The sequence below is a fragment of the Amycolatopsis sp. Hca4 genome (genome assembly GCF_013364075.1).
Taxonomy (GTDB): Bacteria; Actinomycetota; Actinomycetes; order Mycobacteriales; family Pseudonocardiaceae; genus Amycolatopsis.
Window position 1 is genome coordinate 6,520,950 of sequence record NZ_CP054925.1, and the last position, 25,216, is coordinate 6,546,165.

Below are 25,216 nucleotides of genomic sequence, written 5' to 3' on the forward strand. Positions count from 1 at the left end.
CCGGCGTTTCCGCTGGTAGCGACGTTGTCCACAGCTTCGTCGTGACATCTGTCAGAAGCCGGACACCCGGCCCGCACTCCCGGGAACCGTCGGTCCCCTCCGGTAGCGTGGAAACCGGGGGCTGCTCAGCCCGCCTTGGCGACGACCCGCGCTTTCCCGTCGGGCAGCCCTTCCTGCGCCCACGCTTCCGGCAGCCGCACGTCCTTCTCCGTCCGCACCAGCGTGTTGTAGAGCGAGACCGACTCCGGCAGCGAAGCGAACCGCAGGTCGGCGTGCCCGAGGAAGGACGTGCGCCGCAGGTCGAGCGACTCGGTGACGACCACGTCGGTGAAATCGGCGTCCTCGGCGAACTTCGCGTCCTTGAAGTTCGCCGGGCCGGCGAAGGTCGTCCCGGTGAAGTCCACGCTCTCGGCGAACTTCGTCCCGCTGAACCACGCGCGGCTCTCGAAAACCGCGCCGCGGCAACGGAAGTAGCCCACCTGGCGGCCGGTTGTGGTGCCCGCGGCGGTGAAGTAGACCCCGCCCGTGAAGCGGCAGCCGCTGAGGTTCGTGGTGCTGCGCAGCGACGCGTACCGCAGCAGCAGGCCGCCGATCAGCTTGCCGGCGAGGTTGAGGTACTCGAGCCGGGCGCCGGTCAGGTCGAGGTCGTAGGCCACGGCGTCGGCGTCGCGCGCCGGGAGCAGGTCGGACACCAGCCGCTGCGCTGTGAGCCGGACCGTCAGTTCGCGGTTCAGTTCGGGATCGTCCGACGGGGATCCGGGATGCTCGAACGGCCGCCGCAGGTACGAGCACAGCACGTCCAGCACCGTCTGCGTGTAGTCCGGCCTGCTCCTCGCCAGCCCCGCCAGCGCGTGCAGCGCCCCCACGCGCACCTGGTCGGCGTCGTGCCCGAGCAGCTCGACCGACTTGGCGAACCGCTCGTCGGCGACCCGCTCGCGGTCCTGTTCCGCGCGCTGCGCCTCGAGTTCGTGCCGCCGCCGCTCGATGTCCTGCCGTCGCTCCTCGACCCGGCGGCGGCGGTCGTTCAGCCACAACGCGTACAGCGCCACGACCGCGCCGCCCGCCAGGCCGCCCGTCTTCAGCGCCTCACTGCGGCTGGTGGCGGGGTCGGCCAGCAGCCAGCCGCCGACCCCGAGCAGCAGCACCACCGACGCCAGGAACGTCCAGGCCAGCGGTGATCGCCACAGCTTCAACGCGTCACGAAACCAGCATCGTGCTGACGCAGAAGCCCTTTTTGTCGAAGTTCGTCGCGCTCAGCGTGCCCTTGACCGGCTTGCCGGCGGACGTCCCGGTGACCTCGCCCTCGACCAGGTACTTGTCGGCGGGCACGTCACCGAGCTGCAGCTGCAGCGGCGGCTTGAGGAACGTCTCGAGCCACGAGCTGAGCAGCTGCTTCGAGTCGGCGCAGCCCAGCGCGACGGCGCCGGTGTTGTCGCCCGCGTTCAGCTTGTCGATGAAGCCCTGCAGCACGGCCTTCGCGTCCGAAGCGCCGCCCCCGCCGTCGGACGGCGGCTGCGAGGCCGACGTCGTCGGCTTCTTGGACGTCGGCTTCGACGTGGACGGCTTGGCCGACGTGCTCGACGACGGGGCCGCGGCCGTGTTCGTGTCGTCCTTCGAGAGGAAGAACCCGGGTGCGACGAAGCCGGTGACCCCCACCAGGGCCAGCACGACCACCACGGCGGCGCCGATGGCGATCCACATCCCGGTCTTGCTCTTCTTCGGCGGCGCGGGCGGCCCGCCGAAGCCCTGCGAGTAGCCGCCGGTCGCCGGGTCCCAGCCGGACACCTGGCCGCCCGCGTTCGGGTCCCAGGCCTGCTGGCCGTACTGCTGCGCGTTCGGGTCCGCCCACGCCGACTGCTGCTGTTGCTGCTGGGCGTACGGGTCGCCCCAGGCCGGCTGCGGGTTGGCCGGGAAGCCACCGGACGGCGGCGGGTAGCCCTGCTGCTGGCTCGGGTCCCAGCCCTGCGGGTACTGCTGCGTCGGGTACGGCTGCTGCTGTTGCTGCTGGTTCGGGTCCCACCCGCCCTGCTGCGGGAAGCCCCCGGACGGTGGCTGGCCGTACGGGTTGGGCTGGCCGTAGGGGTCGGGCTGGCCGGGCTGGCCCGGCTGAGGCGGGTAAGTCATCTGTCCATGCCTTCCGGGCGCTGGCTGTTCGTGCGCTTCCGACGTCCGGTGGCGGCGTGCGGTTCCCCCAGGACGTTGCTGCAGCATTCTGCAAGCTCGGACGGTACGGCATGAAACCGGCTCCCGGATCGTGATGACGCGAAGCCGTCACGATCCGGGAGCCGTGGGGGTGGATCAGCCGTTGGCGAGGGCCTGGAGCCGGTCGTAGGCACCGTTGAAGGTGTCCTGGTCGAGCGGGCTCGAGGTGTACTGCCAGACGGTGTAGTAGCCCCAGTTGTAGGGCAGCGTGCCGACCGACGACGCGTAGCGGGCGACCCACAGCGGGGCGGTGCTGGAGAAGTCACCGCTCACGCAGCTGCTCCACCAGCTCTGCGACGTGTAGATCACCGGGTAGCGGCCGGTCAGCGAGTGGTAGGTGTCGTGGAAGTCGAGGATCCACGACGTCATCCCGGCCTTGCTCAGCCCGTAGCAGGTCGCGCCGTACGGGTTGTACTCCATGTCCAGCGCGCCGGGCAGGGTCTTGCCGTCCTTCGACCAGCCACCGCCGTGGGCGACGAAGTAGCGGGCCTGCGCCGCGCCGCTCGCGGTGTTCGGCGTGGCGAAGTGGTAGGCGCCGCGGATGAAGCCCTGGTTGTAGGAGCCGTTGTACTGCTGGGCGAAGTACGGGTTGGTGTAGCTGGTGCTCTCCGTGGCTTTGGTCCAGACGAACCGCTTGCCCTGGTTCCACCAGTTCGCCCAGTCGACGTTGCCCTGGTAGCTGGCGACGTCCATGCCGGCCACGGTGGCCAGCACCTGGCCCGGGATGGCCTGGCCGGGTTGCGGCTGCTGCGCCGCCTTCTGCGAGTCCGGAGTCGACTTGTCGCCTTCGACGCGCCGGATCTGGGACCCCAGTTCGTGGTTGTTCTGCGCGATGTCCGCGTTGATCGCGGCCACGGGGTCGACTTCGGGGGAGATGGTCGCCGCCTGCGCCGTGCTGCCGAGCAGGAGCAGCGTGGCCGGGACGACCAGGGCAGCGAACAGCCGCCCTCTTCGGGAGGTGGACATCGTTGAATCCCTTCACGGAAACCCTCGCGACGGGCGGCTTACTTGCAGGTAGCCGCCCGAGCACGATTGTTAGGGACGAAGTGGCGTTTGTCACTCACTTCCGTGAAATTGGGTATACGTGTGGGTGATTTTCCCTGGAAGAAGATCGTTAATGGGTGACGAGTTAACACCTATTATTGGACAGTTGCGCCGTTCAGCCCAGCGCCAGGGCCAGCAGCCGGTCCGCCGGGCCGTTGAACCAGTTCTGGTCGCCGGGCAGCGTGCCGCGGTCGGCGAACTGCCAGATCGTGTGGCTGTTCCAGCCGGCGGGCAGTTCGCCGATGAAGGTGTTGTAGCGCGCGATCCAGAGCGGGTTCGCGCCGAAACCGCCGTTGTTCGCGGTGCAGCGCTTCCACCAGCTCGTCGACGTGTAGATCGTCGGGTACCGGCCGGTCGCCGCCCGGTAGGTGTCGGAGAACGCGCGGATCCAGGCGACCATGCCGGCGGCGTCCTTGCCGTAACAGGTTTCGCCGTACGGGTTGTACTCCGCGTCGAGCGCGCCGGGCAGGGTCTTGCCGTCGGCCGACCAGCCGCCGCCGTGGGCGAGGAAGTACCGGGCCTGCGAAGCGCCGTCGGAGATGTCGGGCCGCGCGAAGTGGTAGGCGCCGCGGATCAGGCCCACCTGGTACGAGCCGTTGTACTGCTGCGCGAACTGCGGGTTCACGAACCCGGTGCCCTCGGTCGCCTTGACGTAGACGAACTTCGCGCCCGCTCCGGCGGCGCCGGGCCAGTCGACCGGACCCTGGTGCCCGCTCACGTCGTGCCCGAGCTGCTGGTCGTCCCCGCCGTACAGCACGTCGGGAACCTCGCCGACGCCCTCGACCGCGGCGATCTGCGAACCCGCGTAGTGGTCCTCCGCGCCGGCGTAGGGGTCTGCGGCCTTCGCCGGCGTCTGCCCGCCCAGGAGCAGGACGGACGCGAGGACGGCGGCGAAGGGCAGCGAACGTCGTTTCACCCTCTTGCTCCCCACCGATCTCGTCAGACTTCTTCAGCCTCACGATGCACCGGCGTCGCCGAATCGGCGAATCGATGATCACTCGATGGGGTTCAACCCGCAGGTCAGCGCCGCTCGTCGGCGAGGGCCTTCAGCAGGTGCTCGGCCGGCACGACGGCGGTGACGAGGTCGTGCGGGTTGATCGCGACCGGGTGCCCGCCGAGCAGGTCGACGATGTCGCGGCCGACCACGGCCCGCGCGTGCGGCCACTCCCGCGGCACCAGCGCCTTGCGGGTGTAGGCGGGCACCATGACCCGGCCGTCGGTGTTGTGGAAGCCGATGACGGTCCGCTGCACCGGCGACATCGCGTAGACGAACAGCGTCGCGTCGAGGACCGCCTTCGGCAGGTCCGACGGCGGCCGGTGCTCGGTGCGCACCAGCTGCAGCAGGTGCTCGAGGTCGGTGGCCGGGTCCGGGAAGCCGAGCGCCTTCGGCGAGGGCCGGTAGCGGTCGTTGGGGTGGAAGTCGGCGACGACGTCACCGGCGCCGTTCACCGGGTACGCGCCGACGACCGCCCACGACGGCACCGGGCCGTTCGGGTCGAAGGCTTCGTCGATGACGTACAGCCAGCTGTTGGGGTTCGCGCGGGCGTTCGCGCGCATCTCCGCGGTGATCTCGGGCGTGCCGTGCTTGCCGGTGCGCCGCGCCTGCTGCCCTTCGCGCCGCGCGGCCCGGTTGTGCTTGCCGTGCCTGCCGGGGCGATCGGCTCCGCTTCCGGTGGGCTGCTGCGAAACCATCCGATCCGCCTCGTCCCGCTGCGCCATCGTCATCCCCACGTTCTCGGGTGTGCCTGCCAAGTCTTGGTGCGCCACTCTACTGTTTGCCCATGGCCTCTTCGCGTTCGGTCGACCCCGGACAGTTACGTGCCGCGGTGCTGGCGATTTCGCCGTGGCTGCAGGGGGATGCGCCCGATCCGGCACGCCCGGAACTGGCCGCGGCGGTCCGGCTGTCGCTGCGCGCGCTGGCGGCCGACGCGCCGGGCCGGACGGTCGAGGTCCGGGTGCCGCCCTTCGCCGCGGTGCAGTGCGTGGAGGGGCCGCGGCACACCCGCGGCACGCCGCCGAACGTGATCGAAACGGACCCGCGGACGTGGCTCGAGCTGGCCACCGGGCGACTGGACTGGACCACGGCCGTGGCCGACGGCCGGGTGTCCGCCTCGGGCACCCGGGCCGATCTCTCGCACTGGTTGCCGCTGCTGCGCGTCTGACAGCCGGTGGGGACCGGCGACTGTCCTACGGCTTGCGGCCGACGCCGCCTGCGATGGTCCGCTGGGCGACGTTGAGCTCCTTGAGCCGCGGCCCGTCCGGCCACCAGTCCGCGCACCGGACGACGCCCGGCGGGACCATTTCGAGGCCCGGGAACAGGTCTTCGATCTCCTTCTGCGTCCGGAACGTGCCCGAACCCATCGGGCTGTGCACGAAGAAGTCCTCCATGCGGCGCGCGGTGGCGGAGTCCTCGTCCTGCGGGTCGAAGAAGTGGCTGAGCCCGACGAACGAGCCGGACGGCAGCGCGTCGACGTACTCCCGCATGATCTCGGCCGGCCGGTCGTGGTCGCCGTTGTAGTGGTGCAGGGTGCCCATCTGCAGGAGGACCAGCGGCTGGCTGAAGTCGATGTGCTGGCGGACGATCTCGTTCTCGAGGATCTTCTGCGGCTCGAAGATGTCTTCGGCGACGAAGTGCGTGTGCTCGTTCTCTTCGAGCAGCGCCCGCCCGTGCGCGAGGACGACCGGGTCGTTGTCGACGTAGACGACCTTGGTTTCGGGGTTGATCCGCTGGACGACCTGGTGGGTGTTCTCCGCCGTCGGGAGGCCGGAGCCGAGGTCGAGGAACTGGGTGATGCCGGTCTGGCCGGCGAGGAACCGGCAGACGCGGATGAGGAAGCCGCGGTTCTCGAACGCGAGGTCCTGCGCCTCCGGGGCGGCCTTCTGAACCTGCGCCAGCACTTGCCGGTCGATCTCGTAGTTGTCCTTCCCGAGCAGGAAGGCGTCGTAGACGCGCGCGATGCTGGCCCGGGTCGGATCGACCCCGACGGGTACTCGTTCGGTCGTCGCGGCGTCCGGCATGGTGAACCTCGCAAGTTGTGTGTTGTAAGTCTCGTGCTCTACGTACAGTAGGACGACGCGCGCATGGGGTAAACCGGGTCACCCCTTTGCGCAAGAAGGCGCAACGTGTACTTTCGGTAGTCGGGCTAGGACCCCCTGGTGACGTGAGCGCGGAAGGGCCGGGAATGAACGCGGTGAACGCGTCCGCAGGTGAACAGAACATCGGTCCCACGGCGCGCCGCATGATCCTCGGCTCGCAGCTGCGCCGCCTCCGTGAAGAGGCCGGCATCACCCGCCAGCAGGCCGGGTACAACATCCGCGGGTCCGAGTCGAAGATCAGCCGGCTGGAACTGGGCCGGGTCGGGTTCAAGGAACGCGACGTCACCGACCTGCTCACCATGTACGGCGTCGACGACCCGACGGAGCGCAAGGCGTTCCTCGACATGGTCAAGCAGTCGAACGAGCCGGGCTGGTGGCGGCGGTTCGGCGACACCATGCCCAACTGGTTCACCGACCTCGTCGGCCTCGAAGAAGCCGCCGCGCGAATCCAGATCTGGGAGCCGCTCTACGTGTCGGGCCTGCTCCAGATCGAGCCGTACGCGCGGGCGATCTTCAGCCACGGCCGTTCGGAAATGGCCGATGAGCGGGTCGACCAGCTGGTCGCGCTGCGGATGCGGCGGCAGAAGATGTTCAGCAGGCCGGACGCGCCGCGCGTGTGGATGGTGCTCGACGAGTCGGTGCTCCACCGCCCGATCGGCGGGATGAAGGTCCTCAAGCAGCAGATCGAATACCTGCTCGAGATGAGCGCGCTGCCGCACGTGTCGATCCAGATCCTGCCGTACAGCCGCAGCGGCCTTTCCGCGGAACACGCGTTTTCACTGCTGCGGTTCGGTGAACCGGAACTGCCGAACATCGCCTACGTCGAGTACATGACCGGCGCGCACTACATCGAAAAGCGCGAAGAGATCGAAAAGTACAGCCGCGCGCTGGACATGCTGGCGGTCGACGCGGAGACGCCCGAGCGCAGCCGGGCGATGCTCGGGAAGCGCCGGCAAGAGATCTAGAACCCGCCTCTGACCTCGGGGCGGGGCGCCGACGCGCCTGATGATCTGTGACGTTGGGTAGTCGTTAGGCCGAACGAGCACCTGTCCGTCACCCAATAGGTTAACGGCGACCGTGCAGTTCTTTACCGTCCGAGAACTTTGCAAGAAATTCTGCACGTGCATTTACCGTTGCACTCACACGTGCTAGCCTCCGATACGCGGGCAAATGCACATGCATCTGCATTGGCCCCTCAGAGATTTCCGCATCGAGAGGTGGGAACATGGCTGAGCGATTCGAGAACGGCATCCCGGCCGATCGGCTGTCCGGTGCCCAGTGGCGCAAGGCGAGCTACAGCGGTGCGTACGGCAACTGCGTGGAGGTCGCGCCGCTGACCAACGGGGAGATCGCGATGCGCAACTCGCGGTTCCCGACCGGCCCCGCCCTCGTCTACACGCGCGCCGAAATGGCGGCGTTCCTGGCGGGCGCGAAGGACGGTGAATTCGACGATGTCCTCGGCTGAGGCCGTCGCCCCCGTCTTCGACATCGAAACCGGACTCCAGGAACTGGTGGCCCGCGGCTACCAGTTCGTCCACCCCGCCGACGAGCGCGGCGAGGTCCTCGCCGTCGTCGGCGTGCGGGTGCACGACGACGTGGTGGACGTGGTCCGGCTCAACGCCGAGGACGACGTCGAGGCGACCAGGATGCCCGGCTCCGAAGAAAACATCTTCGAGCCGGAGCGGTGGCTGTGGCGCCGCCGCGGAGAAGGCGCGCAGGTGCTGGCGGAGATCCTCTCGCTGCCGGACGCGTGCTAGACGTTCAGGCTTGCAGGCCCCGTCCGAAGTGGTCAGAACCACGTCGGCCGGGGCCTGACGCATGTCCGCACCGTTTACACTGAAATCGGCCTGACCACGTCTTCCCAGGAGCTCCTCGGTGGTTTCCGACCCGCAGCTCGTGTCCGACCAGCCCGAACCGGAACCCCGTGAGGAGTGTGGCGTCTTCGGCGTCTGGGCTCCCGGGGAAGAAGTCGCGAAGCTGACCTACTACGGCCTCTACGCCCTGCAGCACCGGGGCCAGGAGGCCGCCGGCATCTCCGTCTCCGACGGCTCGCAGATCGTGGTCTTCAAGGACCTCGGCCTGGTCAGCCAGGTGTTCGACGAGCAGATCCTGCAGTCACTGCAGGGCCACATCGCCGTCGGGCACTGCCGGTACTCGACCACCGGTGCGACGATCTGGGAGAACGCCCAGCCGATCTTCCGCACCACCGAGACCGGTAGCGGCCTCTCCTTCGCGCACAACGGCAACCTCGTCAACACGGCCGAGCTGCGCGAACGCACCATCGAAGCGGGGTTGAAGCCGCACGCGGGCCTGACCGGCTCGTCCAGCGACTCCGACCTGATCTGCGGCCTGCTCGCCGCGAACGCCGCCGACAAGGGCATCGAGGCCGCGGCCATGGAGCTGCTGCCCACCCTCAAGGGTGCCTTCTGCCTGGTGTTCTCCGACGAGAACACGCTGTACGCGGCGCGTGACCCGCACGGCGTGCACCCGCTGGTGCTCGGCAGGCTCGAGCGCGGCTGGGTCGTCTCCAGCGAGACGGCCGGCCTCGACATCGTCGGCGCGTCCTTCGTCCGCGAGGTCGAGCCCGGCGAGCTGATCGCGATCGACGCCGCGGGCCTGCGCTCCTCGCGGTTCGCGAACCCGGACCCCAAGGGCTGCGTCTTCGAGTACGTCTACCTCGCCCGCCCGGACACCACGATCGCCGGCCGCGGCGTGCACGCCACCCGCGTCGAGATCGGCCGCCGGCTCGCCGCCGAGCAGCCGGTCGAGGCCGACCTGGTGATGCCGGTGCCGGAGTCGGGCACCCCGGCCGCGATCGGGTACGCCCAGGGCTCGGGCATCCCGTACGGCACCGGCCTGGTGAAGAACGCCTACGTCGGGCGCACGTTCATCCAGCCGTCGCAGACCATCCGCCAGCTGGGCATCCGGCTCAAGCTGAACCCGCTGCGGGACGTCATCCGCGGCAAGCGGCTGGTCGTGGTGGACGACTCGATCGTCCGCGGCAACACCCAGCGCGCGCTCGTCCGCATGCTGCGGGAGGCCGGCGCGCTCGAGGTGCACGTCCGGATCGCTTCGCCGCCGGTGCGCTGGCCGTGCTTCTACGGCATCGACTTCGCCTCGCGGGCCGAGCTGGTCGCGAACGGCGTCGACCTCGACGGCATCCGCCGCTCGATCGGGGCCGATTCGCTGGGCTACATCTCCCTGGACGGCCTGGTCGCGGCGGCGGAGCAGCCGAAGTCGCGGCTGTGCACCGCGTGCTTCTCCGGCGAGTACCCGATCCCGCTGCCGGAGGACGCGCTGATCGGAAAGCACCTGCTTGAAAGCCTCGACGCGGTCAATGGCGCGGCGACCCCCGTCAGCCCCGCCGGGTACGGTGCCGAGGACGCCGTCCGGCGTCCCTGAGTTTCTTCCAGTAGGGAGTCCGTCCACCGTGAGCGAGTCCACGAGCGCCACGTACGCCGCCGCCGGGGTCAGCATCGACGCCGGCGACCAAGCCGTCGAGCTGCTCAAGCCGCACGCCCAGCGGGCCACGCGCCCCGAGGTCCTGGGCGGCGTCGGCGGCTTCGCGGGGCTCTTCTCCCTGAAGCTCGACAAGTGGAAGGAGCCGGTGCTCGCGTCCTCGACCGACGGCGTCGGCACCAAGATCGCGGTCGCGCAGGCGCTGGACAAGCACGACACGGTCGGCATCGACCTGGTCGCCATGGTGGTCGACGACCTGGTCGTGACCGGTGCCGAGCCGCTGTTCCTGCAGGACTACATCGCCGTCGGCAAGGTGCACCCGGAGAAGATCGCCGCGCTGGTCGGCGGCATCGCCGAGGGCTGCGTCCAGGCCGGTTGCGCGCTGCTGGGCGGTGAGACCGCCGAGCACCCGGGCCTGATGGGCGAGCACGACTACGACATGTCGGCCACCGGCGTCGGCGTGGTCGAGGCGTCCCAGCTGCTCTCGCCGGAGAAGGTCCGCCCGGGTGACGTCGTGCTGGCCCTCGGCTCGTCCGGCCTGCACTCCAACGGCTACTCGCTGGCCCGGCACGTGCTGCTGGACATCGCGCGGATGCCGCTCGGCGGGCACGTCGAGGAGTTCGGCCGCACCCTCGGCGAGGAGATGCTGGAGCCGACGCGGATCTACGCGAAGGACTGCCTGGCGCTCGCGGCCGAGACCGAGGTCCGGACGTTCGCGCACATCACCGGCGGCGGCCTCGAGGCCAACCTCGCCCGGGTCATGCCGCGTGGCCTGGTCGCCCGGCTCGACCGCGGCACCTGGACCCCGGCGCCGGTGTTCGCGCTGATCGGCCAGCGCGGCAAGGTCGAGCGGGCCGAGCTGGAGAAGACGTTCAACATGGGTGTCGGCATGGTCGCAATCGTCGGCGCCGACGACGTCGACCGGGCGCTGGCCATGCTGACCGCGCGGCACGTCCCGGCGTGGGTGCTGGGCGACGTCCAGCCGGCCGGCGACGTCGACGGCCCGCGCGCCGTGCTCTCGGGTGACCACCCGCGGTTCTGATATCCGGTTGGCCCGGCTGTCACACTTGAGGGCGTGGCAGCCGAAGACGTGGTGGTCGGCTCCCGGTTCACGATCCCGGGAGCCGAGCTGAGCGAGCGCTTTTCGCGGTCGTCCGGCCCGGGCGGCCAGGGCGTGAACACCACGGATTCGCGGGTGGAGCTGTCCTTCGACGTCGCCGCGTCGCCGTCCATCCCCGAGCACCTGCGCGACCGGGTCCTGTCCGGGCTCGGCTCGCGGCTGGTCGACGGCGTCCTGACGATCGCCGCCAGCGAACACCGGTCCCAGCTGCAGAACCGGGAAGCCGCGCGCGGCCGGCTGGCGAACCTCCTGCTCGACGCGTCGGCCCCGCCGCCCGCCAAGCGGCGCCCCACGAAGCCGTCCCGCGGTTCGAAGGAGCGCCGCCTGGCGTCGAAGAAGCGCCGGAGCGACGTCAAGAAGGGCCGCTCCGGCCGCTTCGACGATTAACCCAGCGAGAGGTGCACGCACTCGCCCGCCGGCCGGTAGCCGACGCGGGCGTACAGCCGCGCGATCCCGGCATCACCCGGGGTCAGGAACGCGGTGTGCGCGCCCTTCGCGTACGCGTCCCTGGTCAGGAACGCTGTCAGCGCGGTGGCGAGCCCGCGGTGGCGGTGGGTGTCGAGCACGCCGATGCCGGCGATCTCCGTCGTGCCATCGACGATTTCGAGAGCCACGCCACCGCCGGCGATCTCGCCGGTGGCCAGGTCCTCGGCGAGCGCTGAGGTGACCCCCGCCGCCTTGCTTTTTTCCGCCCGTTCGGCTTCTTCTTCGGTGACGTCGGCCGGTTCGCCGTAGGCGCGGTTCTGCGCCGAGCGCATCCGCCGGTAGTCCTCGCCGGACTCCGGTTCGCGGATGGCGTAACCGCTGGGCGCGGGGTGGTCGGCGAACCCGGCCGGTGTGCAGGTCATCAGCGGTACCCGCCGTTCGAGTGCGTATCCCGCCTCGACCAACAGTTCCTCCAGGCCGGGAGCGACTTCGGTGAAGTACTCCAGCCGTGGGAGCCGGCCCCGCCGCCGGTAGGCCGCGGTCAGCGCGTCGATCTCGGCCGGCGTCGGCTGCGCGCCGTCGTCCGGGATCGCGTAGTTGAGCATCGGGTGGTCGTCCGGCGAATAGGTGGCGAGGAACGGGCCGACCCGTTCGGTCTCCCGGCCGCGCGGTGCCGTCGCGCGGACGTATGCCTGGATCATGTGAGCCTTTCGAAGAGCACGTCGAGGAACCGCGGCCCGCGGACCGGGCCTGCGGGCAGGTCGCTGGGCGTCGGGCCTAGCGGGGGCCGACGCCGGAGACGGCGCCAGGCATAGGCGGTCATTCCTCGAAGTCGAAGTGGCTCTTCCCGCCCATGGTCGCACGGGCGGCAACCGGATTACCGGCGTTCCGGGTGCGCGATGGCCGCGTAGCGGGTGTCCCACACCGATCTCGGCACCCGCAGGGTGCGCGTCGGGGCTTCGCAGATGGTGCGGCGCGGCAGCGGGATCGGCACCGGTGGTGCCACGTCCAGCGCCCGCCAGCCGCGCCGGCTGAGGGCGGCCCCGAGCGTCGCGCCCGCCGTGTTGAGCAGGACGTCGTCGGCGGACGTCACACGGCCGGTGTGGATCAGATATTGCGTACCCTCCACCAGCACGGACGCGATCAACGCGGCCAGCGCGATCCGCGGCAGCGAACGCAGGCGGCGGATCCGCAGCGGGAGCAGCGTGCCGAGCGGGCAGAGCAGCAGGACGTTGCCGATCACCTGCCAGAGTGATCCGTCGCTGCCGAGCGCGGCCGTGATGTCCGCACCCGGCACGAGGTCCAGCGTGCTGTCGGCGGACCCGCCGACAGGCATGATGACCAGGCAAAACACCAGGAAGGCGACGAGGAGGACAGCGCAGTCGACGGCAGCTGTCGCGCTCGCGCGGCGGGCGGCCATTCTCCGGCGGCGCCTCGCCGCGACCAGTGGCCAGCCGAGCAGCGCGTACGGCAGCGCGATGGCCGAAATCGGAATCATCCCCCAGAAAGCGCGCAGCAGAGCTCCCATGCGCCTCCCTTCTCGAACCCCTCAAGATCTTCGGTGCGCACTGCAATCGACCCCGTGCAAGATCACCTTCGCACCGCAAGATCGGCTCGGCATTCCGAGCGGACCGCACTATTCGGTGATCTTTCCGGTGGCGCCGGTTGTCCGGCCGTGGTTCGGTCAGGGGGCACACTGTCCACAATGGAGATTGTGGACAACCCTGTGGATGATTTCTGGGGACAAGTCGGGAAGCGTTGTGGCGCAGGGAAAAGGCGGTGAACCGCCCTGTGCACTACTTCGCGGCGAGCTCGCGCGCCTGCTCGAGGAGGGCCTGGAGGTGCAGACCGCGCCGGACGTCGCAGGGGTGCGTCGTGGTGCCGCTCGCGATCATCGCCGCGAAGTCGTCCAGCAGGGCGGTGTAGGACTCCTGCGCCGAGCCCGGCTTGCGCCCGAGCGTCCGGTAACCGTGCTCGCCCCAGACGGCGACCTCGACGACGGTCGGCTGCACCGGCAGCCGCAGCGAGAGCGTGGCCGTGCTGATCACGCCGCCGTCGTGCGCCAGCATCAGGTGCCAGAGGTCGCCGGGGCTCTGCCGGGCCGCCACGACCTCGGTGATCGGGCCGAGCGCGGCGTCCAGCAGGTCCAGCGCGTGCGGGCCGATGTCGAACAGGGCGCCGCCGTCGTCCTGCCGCCACTCCGAGGCGGCGTACTGGCCGCCGAGCAGCGCGCCGGAGAGCCAGCGCGCGCCGCCGCCGGCCCAGCCGCCCGCCTTGGCGAGGTCGGCGAGCCACTCCTGCGTCTGCGCGGAGTAGCGCAGGGTCAGCATGACGAGCGCGGCCACGTCCGCGGCGGCGACGGCGTCGGCCAGCCGCTGCGCCCCCGCCAGGTCCGCGGCGATCGGCTTCTCCAGGATCAGGTGCTTCCCGGCCTCGGCCGCGCGCACCCCCAGTTCGGCCTGGATCGACGGCGGGACGGCGAACGCGACCGCGTCGACCTGCTCGAACAGGTCCTCGACGCTGCCGGCGGCGGTCGCGCAGTGCGTCTCCGCAAGCGTTTGCGCCGCCTCCGGCCGCCGGGCCCAGACCGCGGTCAGCGCGGTGCCGGGGTGATCCGCCAGTCCGGGTGCGTGGATCGTCGTCGCCCACGGGCCGGCGCCGATCAGGCCGACGCGCAGCTGTCCGTCCGCGATGAGCTGTCCCACGGCCCGCAGTCTAGGTGTGTCCCGCGTCGCTCCGGAACCGCACCTGCGGCGGGCGCCCCCGTGGTTAAGGTGCCTGCATGATCGCCTCCCGTTTCGCCGTCGTCTGCGCTCTTCTGTTCGGCGCCGCCTTCGTGGGTGCCGCACCCGCCTCGGCGGCGGGCACCGACGGGTCCTGCCCGGAGGGCGGCGGCGTGACGGTGGTGGTCGACTTCGGCGATCTCGGTCCCGCGCCGCTGGTCCGCTGCGCCGCGGGCACCCCCGCGAACGGCGTTGCCGCCCTGCAGGAGGCCGGGATCGAGGTGGCGGGCTCGCAGAAGTACGGCCTCGCCGTCGCCTGCCGGATCAACGGCAAGCCGGGCCCCGACGTCGAGTCCTGCGCGGGCATGCCGTCGGCGACGGCGTACTGGAGCTACTGGCACGCCTCCGCCGGGGGCAGCTGGACGTCGAGCCAGGAAGGCGCGCAGACCGCGAAGCCGGCTCCCGGCGGGTTCGAGGGCTGGGCGTTCGCGCGGCCGAAGTCGGCGAACGACCTCCCGGCGCCGCCGCGGGTGCCGCCGGTGCGCCAGGTTTCTTCGCCGTCGCCCGCTCCCACCGCCTCCGCCGACGGCTCGTTCCCGTGGGGCCTGGTGATCGGGGCGGTCGTGATCGTGCTGGTCGGCGGCGCCGGGATCGTCGTCGCCCGGCGCCGGCGTGCGCAGTAGGGCGCTGCACCCCGGCGCCTGGTGGGCCTGGGCGCTCGCGCTGGCCGTCGCGGCCAGCCGGACGACGAACCCGCTGCTGCTCGGCCTGATCATCGCCATCGCCGGGTTCGTGGTCGCGAACCGGCGCAGTGACGCGCCCTGGGCGCTGGCGTTCCGGCTGTACGTCTACGTCGGCGCGCTGATCGTCGCCTCGCGCGTGCTGTTCCGGGTGCTGATCGGCGGCGACGACGGCGGGCACGTGCTGTTCACGCTGCCGCGCATCCCGCTCGCCGCCGGGCTGTCGCTGTTCGGGCCGGCGTCGGCGGAGGAGCTGCTCGGCGGCTTCTACGACGGCCTGCGGCTGGCGACGATGGTCGTCTGCGTCGGTGCGGCGAACGCCCTGGCCAACCCGAAACGCCTGCTCAAGGCGGTTCCGGGCGCGCTGTCGGAGGTGGGTACGGCGGTCACGGTGGCGTTGACGGTCGCCCCGCAGCTCGTCGAGAGCGTCCAGCGCGTGCGGCGGGCCCGGCGGCTGCGCGCGGGCCGGACTCGCGGGCTGCGGGCGGTCAAGGGCATCGTGGTGCCGGTGCTGGCGGACGCGATGGACCGGTCCCTGCGGCTGGCGGCCGCGATGGACTCCCGCGGCTACGGCCGCCGGGCCCACCTCGGCACGCGGCTGCGCGGGCTGATCGCGTTCTGCGTCCTGGCCGGGCTGGTCGGCGTGTGCGTCGGCGTCTACGGCGTGCTCGACGGGACGTCGTCCTGGCTCGGCATGCCGCTGCTGGCGGCCGGCCTGGCGGTGGCCGTCGTGGGCTTCGTCCTCGGCGGCCGCCGGGTGCGGCGGACGGCGTACCGGCCCGACCCGTGGCAGTGGCCGGAGACGCTGGTCGTCGCGGCCGGCGTCGGTGCGTGCGCGCTGCTGTTCGCGACCGCGCGGATCGACGCGGGCCGGCTGTTCCCGTCGCTGAGCCCGCTGCGGTGGCCGGAGGTTTCCTGGGTACACGTGGTGTCCCTGCTGGTCGCGGTGCTGCCCGCGTTCGTCTCGCCCCCTGCTCCGGAGGTCGTTCGGTGATCGAGTTTTCGCGGGTCACGGTGACCTACCCGGACGCGTCGCGTCCGGTGCTGTCGGACGTGTCCCTGCAGATCGAAGAGGGCGAGTTGTGCCTGGTCGCGGGCCCGACGGGGGCGGGGAAGTCGACGTTGCTCGGCGCGCTCAACGGGCTCGTCCCGCACTTCACCGGCGGCCGGCTGGCCGGCCGGGTCGTGGTCGGGGGGTTGGACACGTCGCGGCACCCGCCGCGGGAGCTGGCGCCGGTCGTCGGTGTCGTCGGGCAGGATCCGCTCTCCGGGTTCGTGACGGACACCGTCGAGGAGGAGCTCGCGTACGCGATGGAGCAGCTGGCGGTGCCGCCGGAGGTGATGCGCAAGCGCGTCGAGGAAACCCTGGACCTGCTGGGGATCGCCGAGCTGCGCAACCGTCCACTGCGGACACTGTCGGGCGGCCAGCAGCAGCGCGTCGCGATCGGCTCGGTGCTGACGGCGCACCCGTCGGTGGTGGTGCTGGACGAGCCGACGTCGGCGCTCGACCCGACGGCCGCGGAGGACGTGCTGGCGGCGATCACCCGACTGGTGCACGACCTGGGGACGACGGTGATCGTCGCGGAGCACCGGATGGAGCGCGTGGCCCAGTACGCCGACCGGCTGCTGTACCTGCCGGGCGACGGATCGGTGCGCTCGGGACCACCGGCCGAGATCCTGGCGACGTCCTCGATCGCACCCCCGATCGCCGAGCTCGGGCGGCTCGCGGGCTGGTCACCGCTGCCGCTGTCGGTCCGGGACGCGCGGCGGGTCGCGGGGCCCCTGCGCTCGCGGCTCCAGAAATTGTCGGTGGTGGGTCGTAGTCTCTCGGTGACCGGTTCGGCACTGGATGTGAGAGGGGTGGTGGTCCGATACGGAGATGTCCTGGCGGTGCGCGGGGTCGACCTGCGTGTCGGACCGGGAGAGGTGGTCGCGCTGATGGGACGCAACGGCTCCGGCAAGTCGTCGCTTCTCTGGGCGGTGCAGGGCAGCGGCCCGAGGTCGGCGGGGAAGGTCGACGTCGGTGGAGTGGACCCGGCATCGCTCAAGCCACGAGTGGCCCGCCAGCGCGTCGGCCTGGTCCCGCAGACCCCGGCGGACCTGCTGTACCTCGATTCGGTGGAGGCCGAGTGCGCACAGGCGGACACCGAATCGCAGGTACCGGCAGGAACGGCCCGCGGCCTGCTGGACAGGCTCGCCCCGGAGATCGCCGGTGAAGCGCACCCCGGCGACCTTTCGGAGGGCCAGCGACTGGCGTTGGTGCTGGCGATCCAGCTGGCATCGGCCCCACCGCTGATCCTGCTCGACGAGCCGACCCGCGGCCTGGATTACCACGCGAAGAGGCGCTTCGCGGTGGCCTTGCGAGAGCTGGCCTCGCAAGGCCACGCGATAGTGCTGGCCACCCACGACGTCGAGTTCGTGGCCACGGTGGCGAGCCGCGTGGTGGTCATGGCCGAGGGCGAGGTGGTGGCGGACGGCCCGACGAAGGAGGTGGTCATCGCCTCGCCGGCGTTCGCACCCCAGGTGGCGAAGATCCTGGCCCCGCAGCAGTGGCTGACGGTGGACGAGGTCGCCGAGGCGTTGGCGTGAGGAGCGGGAGGGTGAGGACGGGGAGGGTGGGAGGGGGGCGGGGGCGGGGGCCAGGAGAGATCGCCGCCGGAGGCAGCTCACTGGCCGACCCACACCGCAACCGCGCCGACCTGCGGGTCGCGGCCGGTGAGCCGCGGCATCGCTTTAGTGGTGGTTTGCGCGTCCCGGCCTTCGGTCGGCAAGTCCCCGCGCACACCGGCGCCCGCCAGCGGCAAGCTGCCGCTGGCGCGAGGCCGGCCGCGGTGGCGGGCTACTGCGGCCGCGGACCGGGGGCGGTGATCCCGGCATGACCGACTTCGTCGGCCCACAACCCCGCCTCGTCCGTCTGACCCCGCCGCCTGCGCTGGACCGCACTGTTGCGAGTCGCCTCGGCCCAATCCGCCAGGTCTGGCTGAGTCCGCGGCCTACACTGGTCAGGCCCGTCGCGAGTCTCCTCGGCGCACGGCCCCGTCCCGCGTTGGTCCTGGCCGTGGCGAGCCTGCTCGGACCGGCCATGTTGCACTGCCAGCCGTTCGCTCACCTGAAGCCGGCCACGCCGGCGCCCGCGCGCGTCGAGCGGCCGGCCCGTTGGGCCAAGCCGGCGGTGACCCCGGCATGACCGACTTCCTCGGCCCGCAACCCCGCCCAGTCCGCCTGACCCCGCGGCCCGCGCTGGTCCTCACCACCGCGAGCCTCCTCGGGCTGGCCATGTTCTGCTGGCCCCTCTTCGCCCACCCACAACCCACCGCGGCCGCTCACACCGCCGACGCGCCCTTCGTCTTCATGGCGACCCTGCCCGTGCTCATCCTCGTCGTCCTCGGCGAGCTGTCGCGCGGGGGCATCGATGCCAAAGCCCTCGCCCTCCTCGGCGTGCTCTCGGCCGTCAACGCCGGTCTGCGGCCGCTCGGGGCCGGGACCGGGGGGATCGAGCTGGTCTTCTTCCTGCTCGTGCTCGCCGGGCGGGTCTTCGGGCCCGGGTTCGGGTTCGTGCTCGGGTCGACGTCGCTGTTCACCAGTGCGCTACTGACCGCCGGGGTCGGGCCGTGGCTGCCGTTCCAGATGCTGGCGTCGTCGCTGATCGGGCTCGGGGCCGGGCTTCTTCCGCGCGCCCCGCGCGGGAAAGCCGAGATTGCCATGCTCGTCGGCTACGGCGTCTTCGCGGCCTACTTCTTCGGGCTGCTCATGAGCCTGTGGTCGTGGCCGTTCCTCGGCGGCACCGGCACCCAGCTCAGCTACGTGCCCGGGGCGCCGCTGACCGAAAACCTGCACCGGTTCGCCGTCTACACCGTCCTGACGTCGACGCTCGGCTGGGACACCGGGCGCGCGATCACGAACGCCGTGGCGATCGTCGTGCTCGGGCCGGCCGTTCTGGGCGTGCTGCGGCGGGCCGCGAGGCGCGCCGCCTTCGATGCGCCCGTGACCTTCGAACGAGGTCAGCCGTAGGAGTAGAAGCCGCGGCCGGTCTTCTTGCCGAGGAGGCCCGCGTCCACCATGCGCAGCAGCAGCGGCGGGGACGAGTACAGCGGCTCCTTGAACTCCGCGTACATCGAGTCCGCGATCGCCTTGATCGTGTCCAGCCCGATCAGGTCGGACAGGCGCAGCGGGCCCATCGGGTGCGCGGTGCCCAGCTCCATGCCGCGGTCGATGTCCTCGGCCGAGGCGAAGCCCGACTCGATCATCCGGATCGCCGAGAGCAGGTACGGCACCAGCAGCGAGTTCACGATGAACCCGGCGCGGTCCTGCGAGCGGATCACGGTCTTGCCCAGCGCCGTCGTCGCGTGCTCCTCCGCGCGGCGGGCGGTCTCCTCGCTGGTCAGCAGCGAGGGCACCAGCTCCACCAGCGGCAGCACCGGCACCGGGTTGAAGAAGTGGATGCCGACCACCTGCTGCGGCCGGCTCGTCGCCATGCCCAGCTTCATGATCGGGATCGACGACGTGTTGGACGCGAACAGCGCGTCCTCGGCCTCGACGATCTTGTCCAGCTGGCGGAAGACGTCGACCTTCGCCTGCTCCTGCTCGAGGATCGCCTCGATGACCAGCTCGCGGTCGGCGAACTCGGCGATGTCGGTGGTGAACCGGAGCCTGGCGAGCGCCGCTTCGGCGTCCTCGGCGGACAGCTTGCCGCTCTTGACGCCGCGTTGCAGCGACTTCTCGATGCGTGCCCTGCCCGCGTCGAGCGCCGGCTGGTTCACCTCGGTGACGACGACGTCCAACCCGGACCGTGCGTGCACCTCGGCGATGCCGGACCCCATGAGGCCCGCCCCGACGACTCCAACCCGACTTACCACCGGCTCACTCCTTCATCGGTTCGCAGCCCGGCGCGTCTGTGGACGCGATTTGGGCAGCACACGACGCGCGAGGGTGGTTGCCGGATGTCGCCCGGCTCCACCCTCGCGCGTCTACGCGTGCTCAACGACGGTACTCGTCGTACCCGTCGTCGTACGGGTCTTCATACCGGCTGTCGGCAGAGTCCTCATGGTGGTTGTCACTGGAGGAGTTACTCGACAGCTCGCGCTGCAAAGCATCGAAGTCGGTCTCGTGCGAGCTGTATTTGAGCTCACGCGCCACCTTCGTCTGCTTGGCCTTAGCCCGGCCGCGCCCCATGGCTCGACCCCCTCGCACAGGGGCGGGGCGGCCGGGGGAATCGGCGGCCCCGCATCGTCTCGACAATTCTTTCCTGCTCACACCGTACCGTGTCCGGGGGGTTGGATGCGACGTGGCACGGTGTGCCGGTCGTGACAGTGTCAGCCGGACACCGGTTACCGGCCGGTCGGTGACGATCGGTGCAGGTAGACGTGCCACGATCTACCCGTGCTCCGTCCCTTCGTGGCTTACCTGAGGGTGTACGAACCCCTGCTCGCCCTGGGCGACCCGCCGGACGAACGGCTGCGCGCGGCCGTCGCGGCGGCCAAGCTGCAGCGGACGGACGCGGGTGCGCGCGAGCAGGCCATGTGGCTCAAGTCACAGGTGGCTGCCCCGCGGCGGCTGCTGCCGGCCGAGCTCGCCGACGGCCGTCCGGCGCCGAGCCTGCTGACCGACGTCCTGGTCCTCGATCCCGCGGAAGTCCCGGGCGGCAAGGCCGAGCACGGCCCGCTGGTCTGCCCGCTGGAGCTGCGCGCCCGCTCGGCGGCGGCGCTGGTGACGTTCCTCGGCGACGCGCACCCGGCGCTGAAGAACGTCGTCCTCGACGAAGGCGGCTTCACCCAGGAGACGATCCGGTCCCGGACGAAGGCCGCGATGGCGGACCTGAGCACGTCGGCGGCGCACACGCTGTCGACGACCTGGACGGTCCCGCTGCCGTGGTTCGTGCTGATCGAGCCGGAGGAACGCAAGCTGGTGCTCGGCAACGGCCGCACGGACCCCGCGCGCGAGCTGTCCTGGCGCGCCACCCTCGCCGACGCGCAGCACCGCGCCCGCGAAGCCGGCGAGCTGCTGGAGCAGACCTTCGGCGACTCCGGACCGGGCCGGGTGCTGTACGAGACCCGGCGCTGGCTGGACAACTTCCACGCGGATTCGGTGGTCGAACTCGACTACGGCGGCCTGGTCCAGCTGTTCACGGACCCGGTGCTGGAAGCCGACAACACCGCCGACGAGGTCCACGACATCCTGGACGCCCTGCGCTCGGGCAACGTCGAGGAGCTGGCCGAGCTGTTTTCGGACCTGCGCGAGTTCTGGGGTGACGTGGCCGCCAGGGAACGCGCCAACTAGTGGACAACCCCGTGCCCCGGCGCCGCTGAACGGCCAAACTGTCGGTCCCTGCCGCTAGCGTGGAAACGGGGGCTGCTCAGCGCAGCTCCGGCACCCGGACTTCCCCCACCGGCTGCCCGCCGCCGAGCACCACCGGCCGTCGCAGCTCCTCGAGGCCCGACACGTCCGCCCCCAGGTACCGCAACGCCTCCACCGCCAGCGGGGCGCAGGCCCGCTTCGCGCCGTCATCCATCTTGATCGCGACCGCGAACCCGTCCGGCAACGCGAACGCCTGGACCCCCTCGGCCCCGCCCTTCGCGACCAGACCCTCCACCGCGGACATCAACGCGGTGTCCTCGCGGCCCGTCCCGGCCACCAGCCACGGGTGCGCCCGCATCGCCGATGCCACCTCGGCCTCGGGGCCGCCGGGTGCCACCGCGATCCGCCCGAACGCCCGCGCCAGCCCGGTCAGGGAGAACGCGAACAGCGGCGCCCCGCACCCGTCGACGCCCGTGTGGGCGATCGGCTCCCCGGTCAGCGAAGACACCGCCTCGGCGAGCGACCGCTGCAGCGGGTGGTCCGGCGAGGCGTACTCCGCCACCGGCCAGTCCGCCCGGACGCACGTCGTGAGCATCGCCGCGTGCTTGCCCGAGCAGTTCATCATCACGCGCCGGGGCTCGGCCGCGTCGCGCATGCTCGGAACGTGCAGCGGGAAGTCCGCGGGGCACACCAGGTCGTCCTCGCTCAGGCCGGCGGCCGAGAGCAGCTCCAGGACCCGCTTGACGTGCCCAGGCTCGCCCGAATGGGACGCACACGCCAGCGCCAGGTCCTCGCCCGAGAAGCGCAGGCCCGCCCGCAGCATCCCGACCGCCTGCAGCGGCTTGTTCGACGACCTGGGGAACACCGGCGAGACCACGTCGCCCAGCGCCAGCCGGACGCCGCCTTCGGGGCCGGTGATGACCAGCGCTCCCCGGTGGACGCTTTCCACGAAATCGGACCGGACCACTTCGGCGAGCACGGGGTTGGTCACTCGCCGCGGCCGCCTTCGTTCTCCAGCAGCTCGTCCACTGTGGCCGATCCCTGCTGGTAGCGCTGCGCGATCTCCGCGTTCAACGTGTCCATCACGCCTTGGACCTCACGGCGGAACGACGACACCGACAGCTCTTCGCGCGCGTACGTGTCCAAAGCGGAGGCGAGCTTCTCGTCCGAGAGGGACCCGACGTCGGTCAGGTCCGTGTCCCCGATCAGGGCCTCCGCGTGGCGCCGGTGCTCACCCGCGCGGGACGGCTCCAGCTGCTGGTGCCGTCCCGAACCGGCCGCCGGGCCGAGTGCGTTGTCCGCGAGGATCGTCGCCAGCTGGTCGACGATGCTCGCTTCGCCGCCCGAGCTGCGCCGGGCCTGCTCCGCGCGCACGATGTCGATCCGGGCGTGCAGGAGCCGGCGCAGGTAGGACAGGTCGGTCTCTTCCTGCGCGGCTTCGTCACGCCGCTCGCGCAGCACGTTCAGCGGCAGTTCACCCAGGCCGCTGAGGTACCCCGGGCCGAGCACGCGGTCGATCCGCCGCCTGCCACCGGGCCGCACTTCGATCACAGCGCAGTTTATCCCGGTTGAGCGTGATCTCGCTGTCAGGGCCTTTCGATCAGCCACGGAGTTGCGCGGCTGCCGCACGGCCCGGCGCCGGCTGTTCGGCGGGCACCGAATCGGGGTCGATGGCGGCCTGGACGAGGTTGTCCTCCGAGCCCGCCAGCAGCTCCGCGTTCACCGGTGTCGAGCGCTTGACCAGCGCCAACGCGATCGGGCCCAGCTCGTGGTGCTGGATCACGCTGCCGATCCGGCCGACCGCGCGGCCGTCGAGCAGCACCGGGTCGCCGGTCTCCGGCGTGATCTCCGGCGAACCGTCGAGGTGCAGCAGGAGGAGGTTCCGGGGCGGGCGTCCCACGTTGTGGACCTTCGAGACGGTTTCCTGGCCGCGGTAGCAGCCCTTCGCGACGTGCGCGGCCGAACCGACCCAGCCCACCTCGTGCGGGATCGTGCGGTCGTCGGTGTCGATGCCCAGCCGCGGCCGCACCGACTCGACGCGCAGCGCGTCGAACACCCAGCTGCCCGCCGCCCGCGCGCCCGCGTCGGTGAGCCGCTGCCACCAGTCCGGCAGGGCCGCGCGCGGCACCGCGAGGTCGACGCTGGAGCGGCCCGGCCACGGCATCCGCCGCGCGAAGCCGCCACCCGGCAGGGCCGTCACCGCGTACGGCTCCGGGCCGACCTCGGCGCCGACCGCGCTCAGCACGCGCTCGGCGTCCGGGCCGAGCACGGTGAGCAGCGCGAGCTCGCCGGTCGCGTCCCGGATGTCCACCTTGGACCAGAACTTCATCGCTTCGAGGTACTCGCGCAGCGTCTGGGGACCGCCCTTGGGCAACGCGCTGGTGACGCTGGGGCCCGGGTCGGTGTCGAGGTACACCGTGCCGTCGAGGTGCGCGACCACCATGTGCGTCTCGACGCGGCCCTGGCTGTCGAGGACCAGCGCCTCGGTGCCGGAGCCCTCGGCCAGCCCGGTCACGTGCTGCGAGATCACCAGGTGCAGCCACGACAACCGCTCTTCGCCGGTCACGGCGAGGAACTCGCGGTGCGAGCGGTCGATCACGACCACGCTGCGCGAGGCCGTGCGCTGCTCGGCGAAGGGGTCTCCCCAGTGCCAGGGCACTCCGGCCTCGGGGTGCACAGTGTCTGACTCAGGCGGAGGGATCGATCCGGGCACGTCCAGCAGCGGCGAGCGGTACGGCATACCTCCCAGCCTAGGTGAGTACCGTGTCGGCATGCGCGTGCTCGTCTTCCTCGACGGAACCCCGGCCGACCCCGACGTGGCCCAGATCAAGGTCGACGACCTCGGGCTGATGCGCGGCGACGGCGTCTTCGAGACGATCCTGGTCGTCGACGGCAGGCCCCGGGAGCTGGGTCCGCACCTCGAGCGGCTGGCCCGCTCGGCGGCCATGCTCGACCTCCCCGAGCCCGACCTCGCGGCCTGGGAGCGGGTCGTTTCGCTGGTGCTCGAACGGTGGGCAGGCGGGCCGGAAATGGTGCTGAAACTGGTGTACACGCGGGGATCCGATGGCGATCCGGCCGCGGTGCCGACCGGGTTCGCACTGGGCTCGGAGGTTGCGCCGTCGATCCTGAAGGCCCGCGCCGAAGGCGTCGCCGCGATCACCCTCGAACGCGGTTTCCCGCCCGATCTCGCCGAGCGCGCGCCGTGGCTGCTGCTCGGCGCGAAGCCGTTGTCGTACGCGATGAACATGGCCGCCGTGCGGGAGGCGGGCCGTCGTGGGGCCGAAGATGTGATTTTCACCGCGGCCGACGGATCGGTCTTCGAGGGGCCGACGTCGACCGTCGTGCTCGCCAAGGGACGGACCCTCTACACACCGCCGCCGAGCATCGGGATCCTGCCGGGCACCACCCAGGCCGCGCTGTTCCGCGGGGCCGAGAAGGCGGGCTGGGCGGTCAAGGTGGAGCCGCTGACCGTGCGTGACCTCGTCGAGGGCGACGGCGTGTTCATGGCCTCCAGCGTCCGGAAGCTGACCCGGGTGCACACGCTCGACGGCGAGCGGCTGCCGGACTCCACCGCGCTGTACGCGGAGCTGGTCGCGGCCTACGAGGGCGAATACGCCTGACCCTGGGTGATCCGGACGACGGCGGGGGCGACCTCTTCGGCGCGGTAGGCGGCGATCTTGTGGTGGCCGTCGATGATCAGCTCGCGCTCGCCGTCGGCCAGCACCACCGCGACCGGCCGGTGCCCGCTGCGGATGGCCGTCCGGTAGTAGCCGACGCGGGCCTCGTCCGACGGCGGCCAGGCGTCGGTCGGGGTCAGCAGCTGGTCCTCCGGCAGCCGTTCCGGGCCGCTCACCCGGTAGTCGCCGTCGACGAGCAGGTCGAGGACCGGGCCGAGCGTGGTGGCCAGCGGACGGCGCAGCTGTCCGGTGGCCAGCGCGATCCGCAGGGACTGCGGCAGCTCCGCCCGCGCCCGCGCGTTCACGTCCAGGAAACCCGTGCCACCGCTGATCGTCACCTGTTCCACGCTTATGAGGACGGGCGACGGCGTGACATGGTTCCGACCCCTACCCGGACGGGTGCACCGGGTGAGCCCGGTGTCACCCGCGCGGCGG

Annotated in this window: 28 protein-coding genes; 13 read left to right on the plus strand and 15 right to left on the minus strand. The window is 71.3% G+C overall.

The annotated features are described in order from the left end of the window. Positions 1-125 precede the first annotated feature (125 nt). From HUT10_RS29175 to HUT10_RS29195, 5 genes are all read right to left on the minus strand, one after another. Positions 126-1,193 carry a pentapeptide repeat-containing protein gene (locus HUT10_RS29175; protein WP_176174126.1) on the minus strand — a complete coding sequence of 356 codons (1,068 nt, stop codon included), beginning with the start codon at positions 1,191-1,193 and terminating at the stop codon, positions 126-128. Between the two features lie 4 nt (positions 1,194-1,197). Beyond that, positions 1,198-2,124: a hypothetical protein gene (locus HUT10_RS29180; RefSeq protein ID WP_176174127.1), complete on the minus strand. Its 927-nt coding sequence runs from the start codon at positions 2,122-2,124 to the stop codon at positions 1,198-1,200. Positions 2,125-2,298: 174 nt separating this feature from the next. Next, positions 2,299-3,168, minus strand: a complete 870-nt coding sequence (locus HUT10_RS29185) for a lysozyme (RefSeq protein ID WP_176174128.1) — start codon at positions 3,166-3,168, stop codon at positions 2,299-2,301. A 193-nt stretch (positions 3,169-3,361) separates the two neighbouring features. Continuing rightward, a complete protein-coding gene (locus tag HUT10_RS29190) occupies positions 3,362-4,162 on the minus strand; it encodes a lysozyme (protein WP_176174129.1) in 801 nt (266 codons plus the stop codon). A 104-nt stretch (positions 4,163-4,266) separates the two neighbouring features. Next, complete coding sequence (locus HUT10_RS29195; protein WP_176178071.1) at positions 4,267-4,971, minus strand: type VII secretion system-associated protein; 705 nt, start codon at positions 4,969-4,971, stop codon at positions 4,267-4,269. A 56-nt stretch (positions 4,972-5,027) separates the two neighbouring features. Here HUT10_RS29195 and HUT10_RS29200 point away from each other — a divergent pair, with 56 nt between their 5' ends. Further along, positions 5,028-5,408 (plus strand): sterol carrier family protein, encoded by a 381-nt coding sequence (locus HUT10_RS29200; protein WP_176174130.1) that lies wholly within the window; start codon positions 5,028-5,030, stop codon positions 5,406-5,408. A 25-nt stretch (positions 5,409-5,433) separates the two neighbouring features. Here HUT10_RS29200 and HUT10_RS29205 read toward each other — a convergent pair whose 3' ends face one another. Then, on the minus strand, positions 5,434-6,264 hold the full coding sequence (locus HUT10_RS29205) for an SAM-dependent methyltransferase (protein WP_176174131.1): 831 nt from the start codon (positions 6,262-6,264) through the stop codon (positions 5,434-5,436). Positions 6,265-6,428: 164 nt separating this feature from the next. Here HUT10_RS29205 and HUT10_RS29210 point away from each other — a divergent pair, with 164 nt between their 5' ends. The 6 genes from HUT10_RS29210 (at position 6,429) to arfB (ending at position 11,308) form a co-directional block, all read left to right on the plus strand. Next, complete coding sequence (locus tag HUT10_RS29210) at positions 6,429-7,307, plus strand: helix-turn-helix transcriptional regulator (protein WP_176174132.1); 879 nt, start codon at positions 6,429-6,431, stop codon at positions 7,305-7,307. 260 nt (positions 7,308-7,567) lie between these two features. Continuing rightward, a complete protein-coding gene (locus HUT10_RS29215; protein WP_176174133.1) occupies positions 7,568-7,807 on the plus strand; it encodes a DUF397 domain-containing protein in 240 nt (79 codons plus the stop codon). After that, positions 7,794-8,099, plus strand: coding sequence for a hypothetical protein (locus HUT10_RS29220; protein ID WP_176174134.1), 306 nt, complete (start codon positions 7,794-7,796; stop codon positions 8,097-8,099). The genes HUT10_RS29215 and HUT10_RS29220 overlap by 14 nt, the downstream gene beginning before the upstream one ends. A 118-nt stretch (positions 8,100-8,217) precedes the next feature. Next, positions 8,218-9,744 (plus strand): amidophosphoribosyltransferase, encoded by a 1,527-nt coding sequence (gene purF / locus HUT10_RS29225; RefSeq protein WP_176174135.1) that lies wholly within the window; start codon positions 8,218-8,220, stop codon positions 9,742-9,744. 28 nt (positions 9,745-9,772) lie between these two features. Further along, the gene (purM, locus tag HUT10_RS29230) at positions 9,773-10,843 is read left to right on the plus strand and encodes a phosphoribosylformylglycinamidine cyclo-ligase (protein ID WP_176174136.1); all 1,071 of its coding nucleotides are present in this window, start codon (positions 9,773-9,775) and stop codon (positions 10,841-10,843) included. A gap of 48 nt (positions 10,844-10,891) precedes the next feature. Continuing rightward, positions 10,892-11,308: an alternative ribosome rescue aminoacyl-tRNA hydrolase ArfB gene (gene arfB, locus HUT10_RS29235; protein WP_176178072.1), complete on the plus strand. Its 417-nt coding sequence runs from the start codon at positions 10,892-10,894 to the stop codon at positions 11,306-11,308. On the opposite strand, the gene HUT10_RS29240 is transcribed toward arfB, so the two are convergent. The 3 genes from HUT10_RS29240 to HUT10_RS29250 all read right to left on the minus strand — a co-directional run bounded on the left by HUT10_RS29240 (position 11,305) and on the right by HUT10_RS29250 (position 14,052). Further along, on the minus strand, positions 11,305-12,048 hold the full coding sequence (locus HUT10_RS29240; protein ID WP_176174137.1) for a GNAT family N-acetyltransferase: 744 nt from the start codon (positions 12,046-12,048) through the stop codon (positions 11,305-11,307). The two genes, arfB and HUT10_RS29240, sit on opposite strands and share 4 nt — an antisense overlap. Before the next feature lie 176 nt (positions 12,049-12,224). Beyond that, entirely contained in the window at positions 12,225-12,875 is a 651-nt protein-coding gene (locus HUT10_RS29245; RefSeq protein ID WP_176174138.1) for a VanZ family protein, read from the minus strand. 268 nt (positions 12,876-13,143) lie between these two features. Further along, on the minus strand, positions 13,144-14,052 hold the full coding sequence (locus tag HUT10_RS29250) for a Gfo/Idh/MocA family protein (RefSeq protein ID WP_176174139.1): 909 nt from the start codon (positions 14,050-14,052) through the stop codon (positions 13,144-13,146). Positions 14,053-14,129: 77 nt separating this feature from the next. Between HUT10_RS29250 and HUT10_RS29255 the strand changes: the two genes are divergently transcribed. The 4 genes from HUT10_RS29255 to HUT10_RS29270 all read left to right on the plus strand — a co-directional run bounded on the left by HUT10_RS29255 (position 14,130) and on the right by HUT10_RS29270 (position 18,821). Continuing rightward, the gene (locus tag HUT10_RS29255; protein WP_176174140.1) at positions 14,130-14,753 is read left to right on the plus strand and encodes a hypothetical protein; all 624 of its coding nucleotides are present in this window, start codon (positions 14,130-14,132) and stop codon (positions 14,751-14,753) included. Continuing rightward, complete coding sequence (locus tag HUT10_RS29260; RefSeq protein ID WP_176174141.1) at positions 14,743-15,804, plus strand: CbiQ family ECF transporter T component; 1,062 nt, start codon at positions 14,743-14,745, stop codon at positions 15,802-15,804. Before HUT10_RS29255 ends, HUT10_RS29260 begins: the two co-directional genes overlap by 11 nt. Beyond that, positions 15,801-17,399: an ABC transporter ATP-binding protein gene (locus HUT10_RS29265; RefSeq protein ID WP_176174142.1), complete on the plus strand. Its 1,599-nt coding sequence runs from the start codon at positions 15,801-15,803 to the stop codon at positions 17,397-17,399. Before HUT10_RS29260 ends, HUT10_RS29265 begins: the two co-directional genes overlap by 4 nt. A gap of 594 nt (positions 17,400-17,993) precedes the next feature. After that, a complete protein-coding gene (locus tag HUT10_RS29270; RefSeq protein ID WP_176174143.1) occupies positions 17,994-18,821 on the plus strand; it encodes an ECF transporter S component in 828 nt (275 codons plus the stop codon). Here the strand turns inward: HUT10_RS29270 and HUT10_RS29275 are convergent. Both HUT10_RS29275 and HUT10_RS29280 read right to left on the minus strand, forming a co-directional pair. Next, positions 18,812-19,666, minus strand: coding sequence for a 3-hydroxybutyryl-CoA dehydrogenase (locus HUT10_RS29275; protein ID WP_303246984.1), 855 nt, complete (start codon positions 19,664-19,666; stop codon positions 18,812-18,814). The two genes, HUT10_RS29270 and HUT10_RS29275, sit on opposite strands and share 10 nt — an antisense overlap. Positions 19,667-19,787: 121 nt before the next feature. Next, positions 19,788-19,982: a DUF3073 domain-containing protein gene (locus tag HUT10_RS29280; RefSeq protein ID WP_091319261.1), complete on the minus strand. Its 195-nt coding sequence runs from the start codon at positions 19,980-19,982 to the stop codon at positions 19,788-19,790. 207 nt (positions 19,983-20,189) lie between these two features. Between HUT10_RS29280 and HUT10_RS29285 the strand changes: the two genes are divergently transcribed. Beyond that, positions 20,190-21,086: a hypothetical protein gene (locus HUT10_RS29285; RefSeq protein ID WP_176174144.1), complete on the plus strand. Its 897-nt coding sequence runs from the start codon at positions 20,190-20,192 to the stop codon at positions 21,084-21,086. Between the two features lie 76 nt (positions 21,087-21,162). Here the strand turns inward: HUT10_RS29285 and HUT10_RS29290 are convergent, their stop codons facing one another. The 3 genes from HUT10_RS29290 to HUT10_RS29300 are packed head-to-tail and all read right to left on the minus strand — an operon-like array spanning position 21,163 to position 23,844. After that, positions 21,163-22,095 carry an asparaginase gene (locus tag HUT10_RS29290; RefSeq protein WP_176174145.1) on the minus strand — a complete coding sequence of 311 codons (933 nt, stop codon included), beginning with the start codon at positions 22,093-22,095 and terminating at the stop codon, positions 21,163-21,165. Then, a complete protein-coding gene (locus HUT10_RS29295) occupies positions 22,092-22,655 on the minus strand; it encodes an aerial mycelium formation protein (protein WP_176174146.1) in 564 nt (187 codons plus the stop codon). The genes HUT10_RS29290 and HUT10_RS29295 overlap by 4 nt, the downstream gene beginning before the upstream one ends. Before the next feature lie 49 nt (positions 22,656-22,704). Further along, positions 22,705-23,844 carry a folate-binding protein YgfZ gene (locus HUT10_RS29300; RefSeq protein WP_176174147.1) on the minus strand — a complete coding sequence of 380 codons (1,140 nt, stop codon included), beginning with the start codon at positions 23,842-23,844 and terminating at the stop codon, positions 22,705-22,707. Positions 23,845-23,875: 31 nt separating this feature from the next. Here HUT10_RS29300 and HUT10_RS29305 point away from each other — a divergent pair, with 31 nt between their 5' ends. After that, on the plus strand, positions 23,876-24,724 hold the full coding sequence (locus HUT10_RS29305) for an aminodeoxychorismate lyase (protein ID WP_176174148.1): 849 nt from the start codon (positions 23,876-23,878) through the stop codon (positions 24,722-24,724). On the opposite strand, the gene HUT10_RS29310 is transcribed toward HUT10_RS29305, so the two are convergent. After that, positions 24,703-25,128, minus strand: a complete 426-nt coding sequence (locus HUT10_RS29310; protein ID WP_176174149.1) for a hypothetical protein — start codon at positions 25,126-25,128, stop codon at positions 24,703-24,705. The two genes, HUT10_RS29305 and HUT10_RS29310, sit on opposite strands and share 22 nt — an antisense overlap. Between the last annotated feature and the right edge of the window lie 88 nt (positions 25,129-25,216).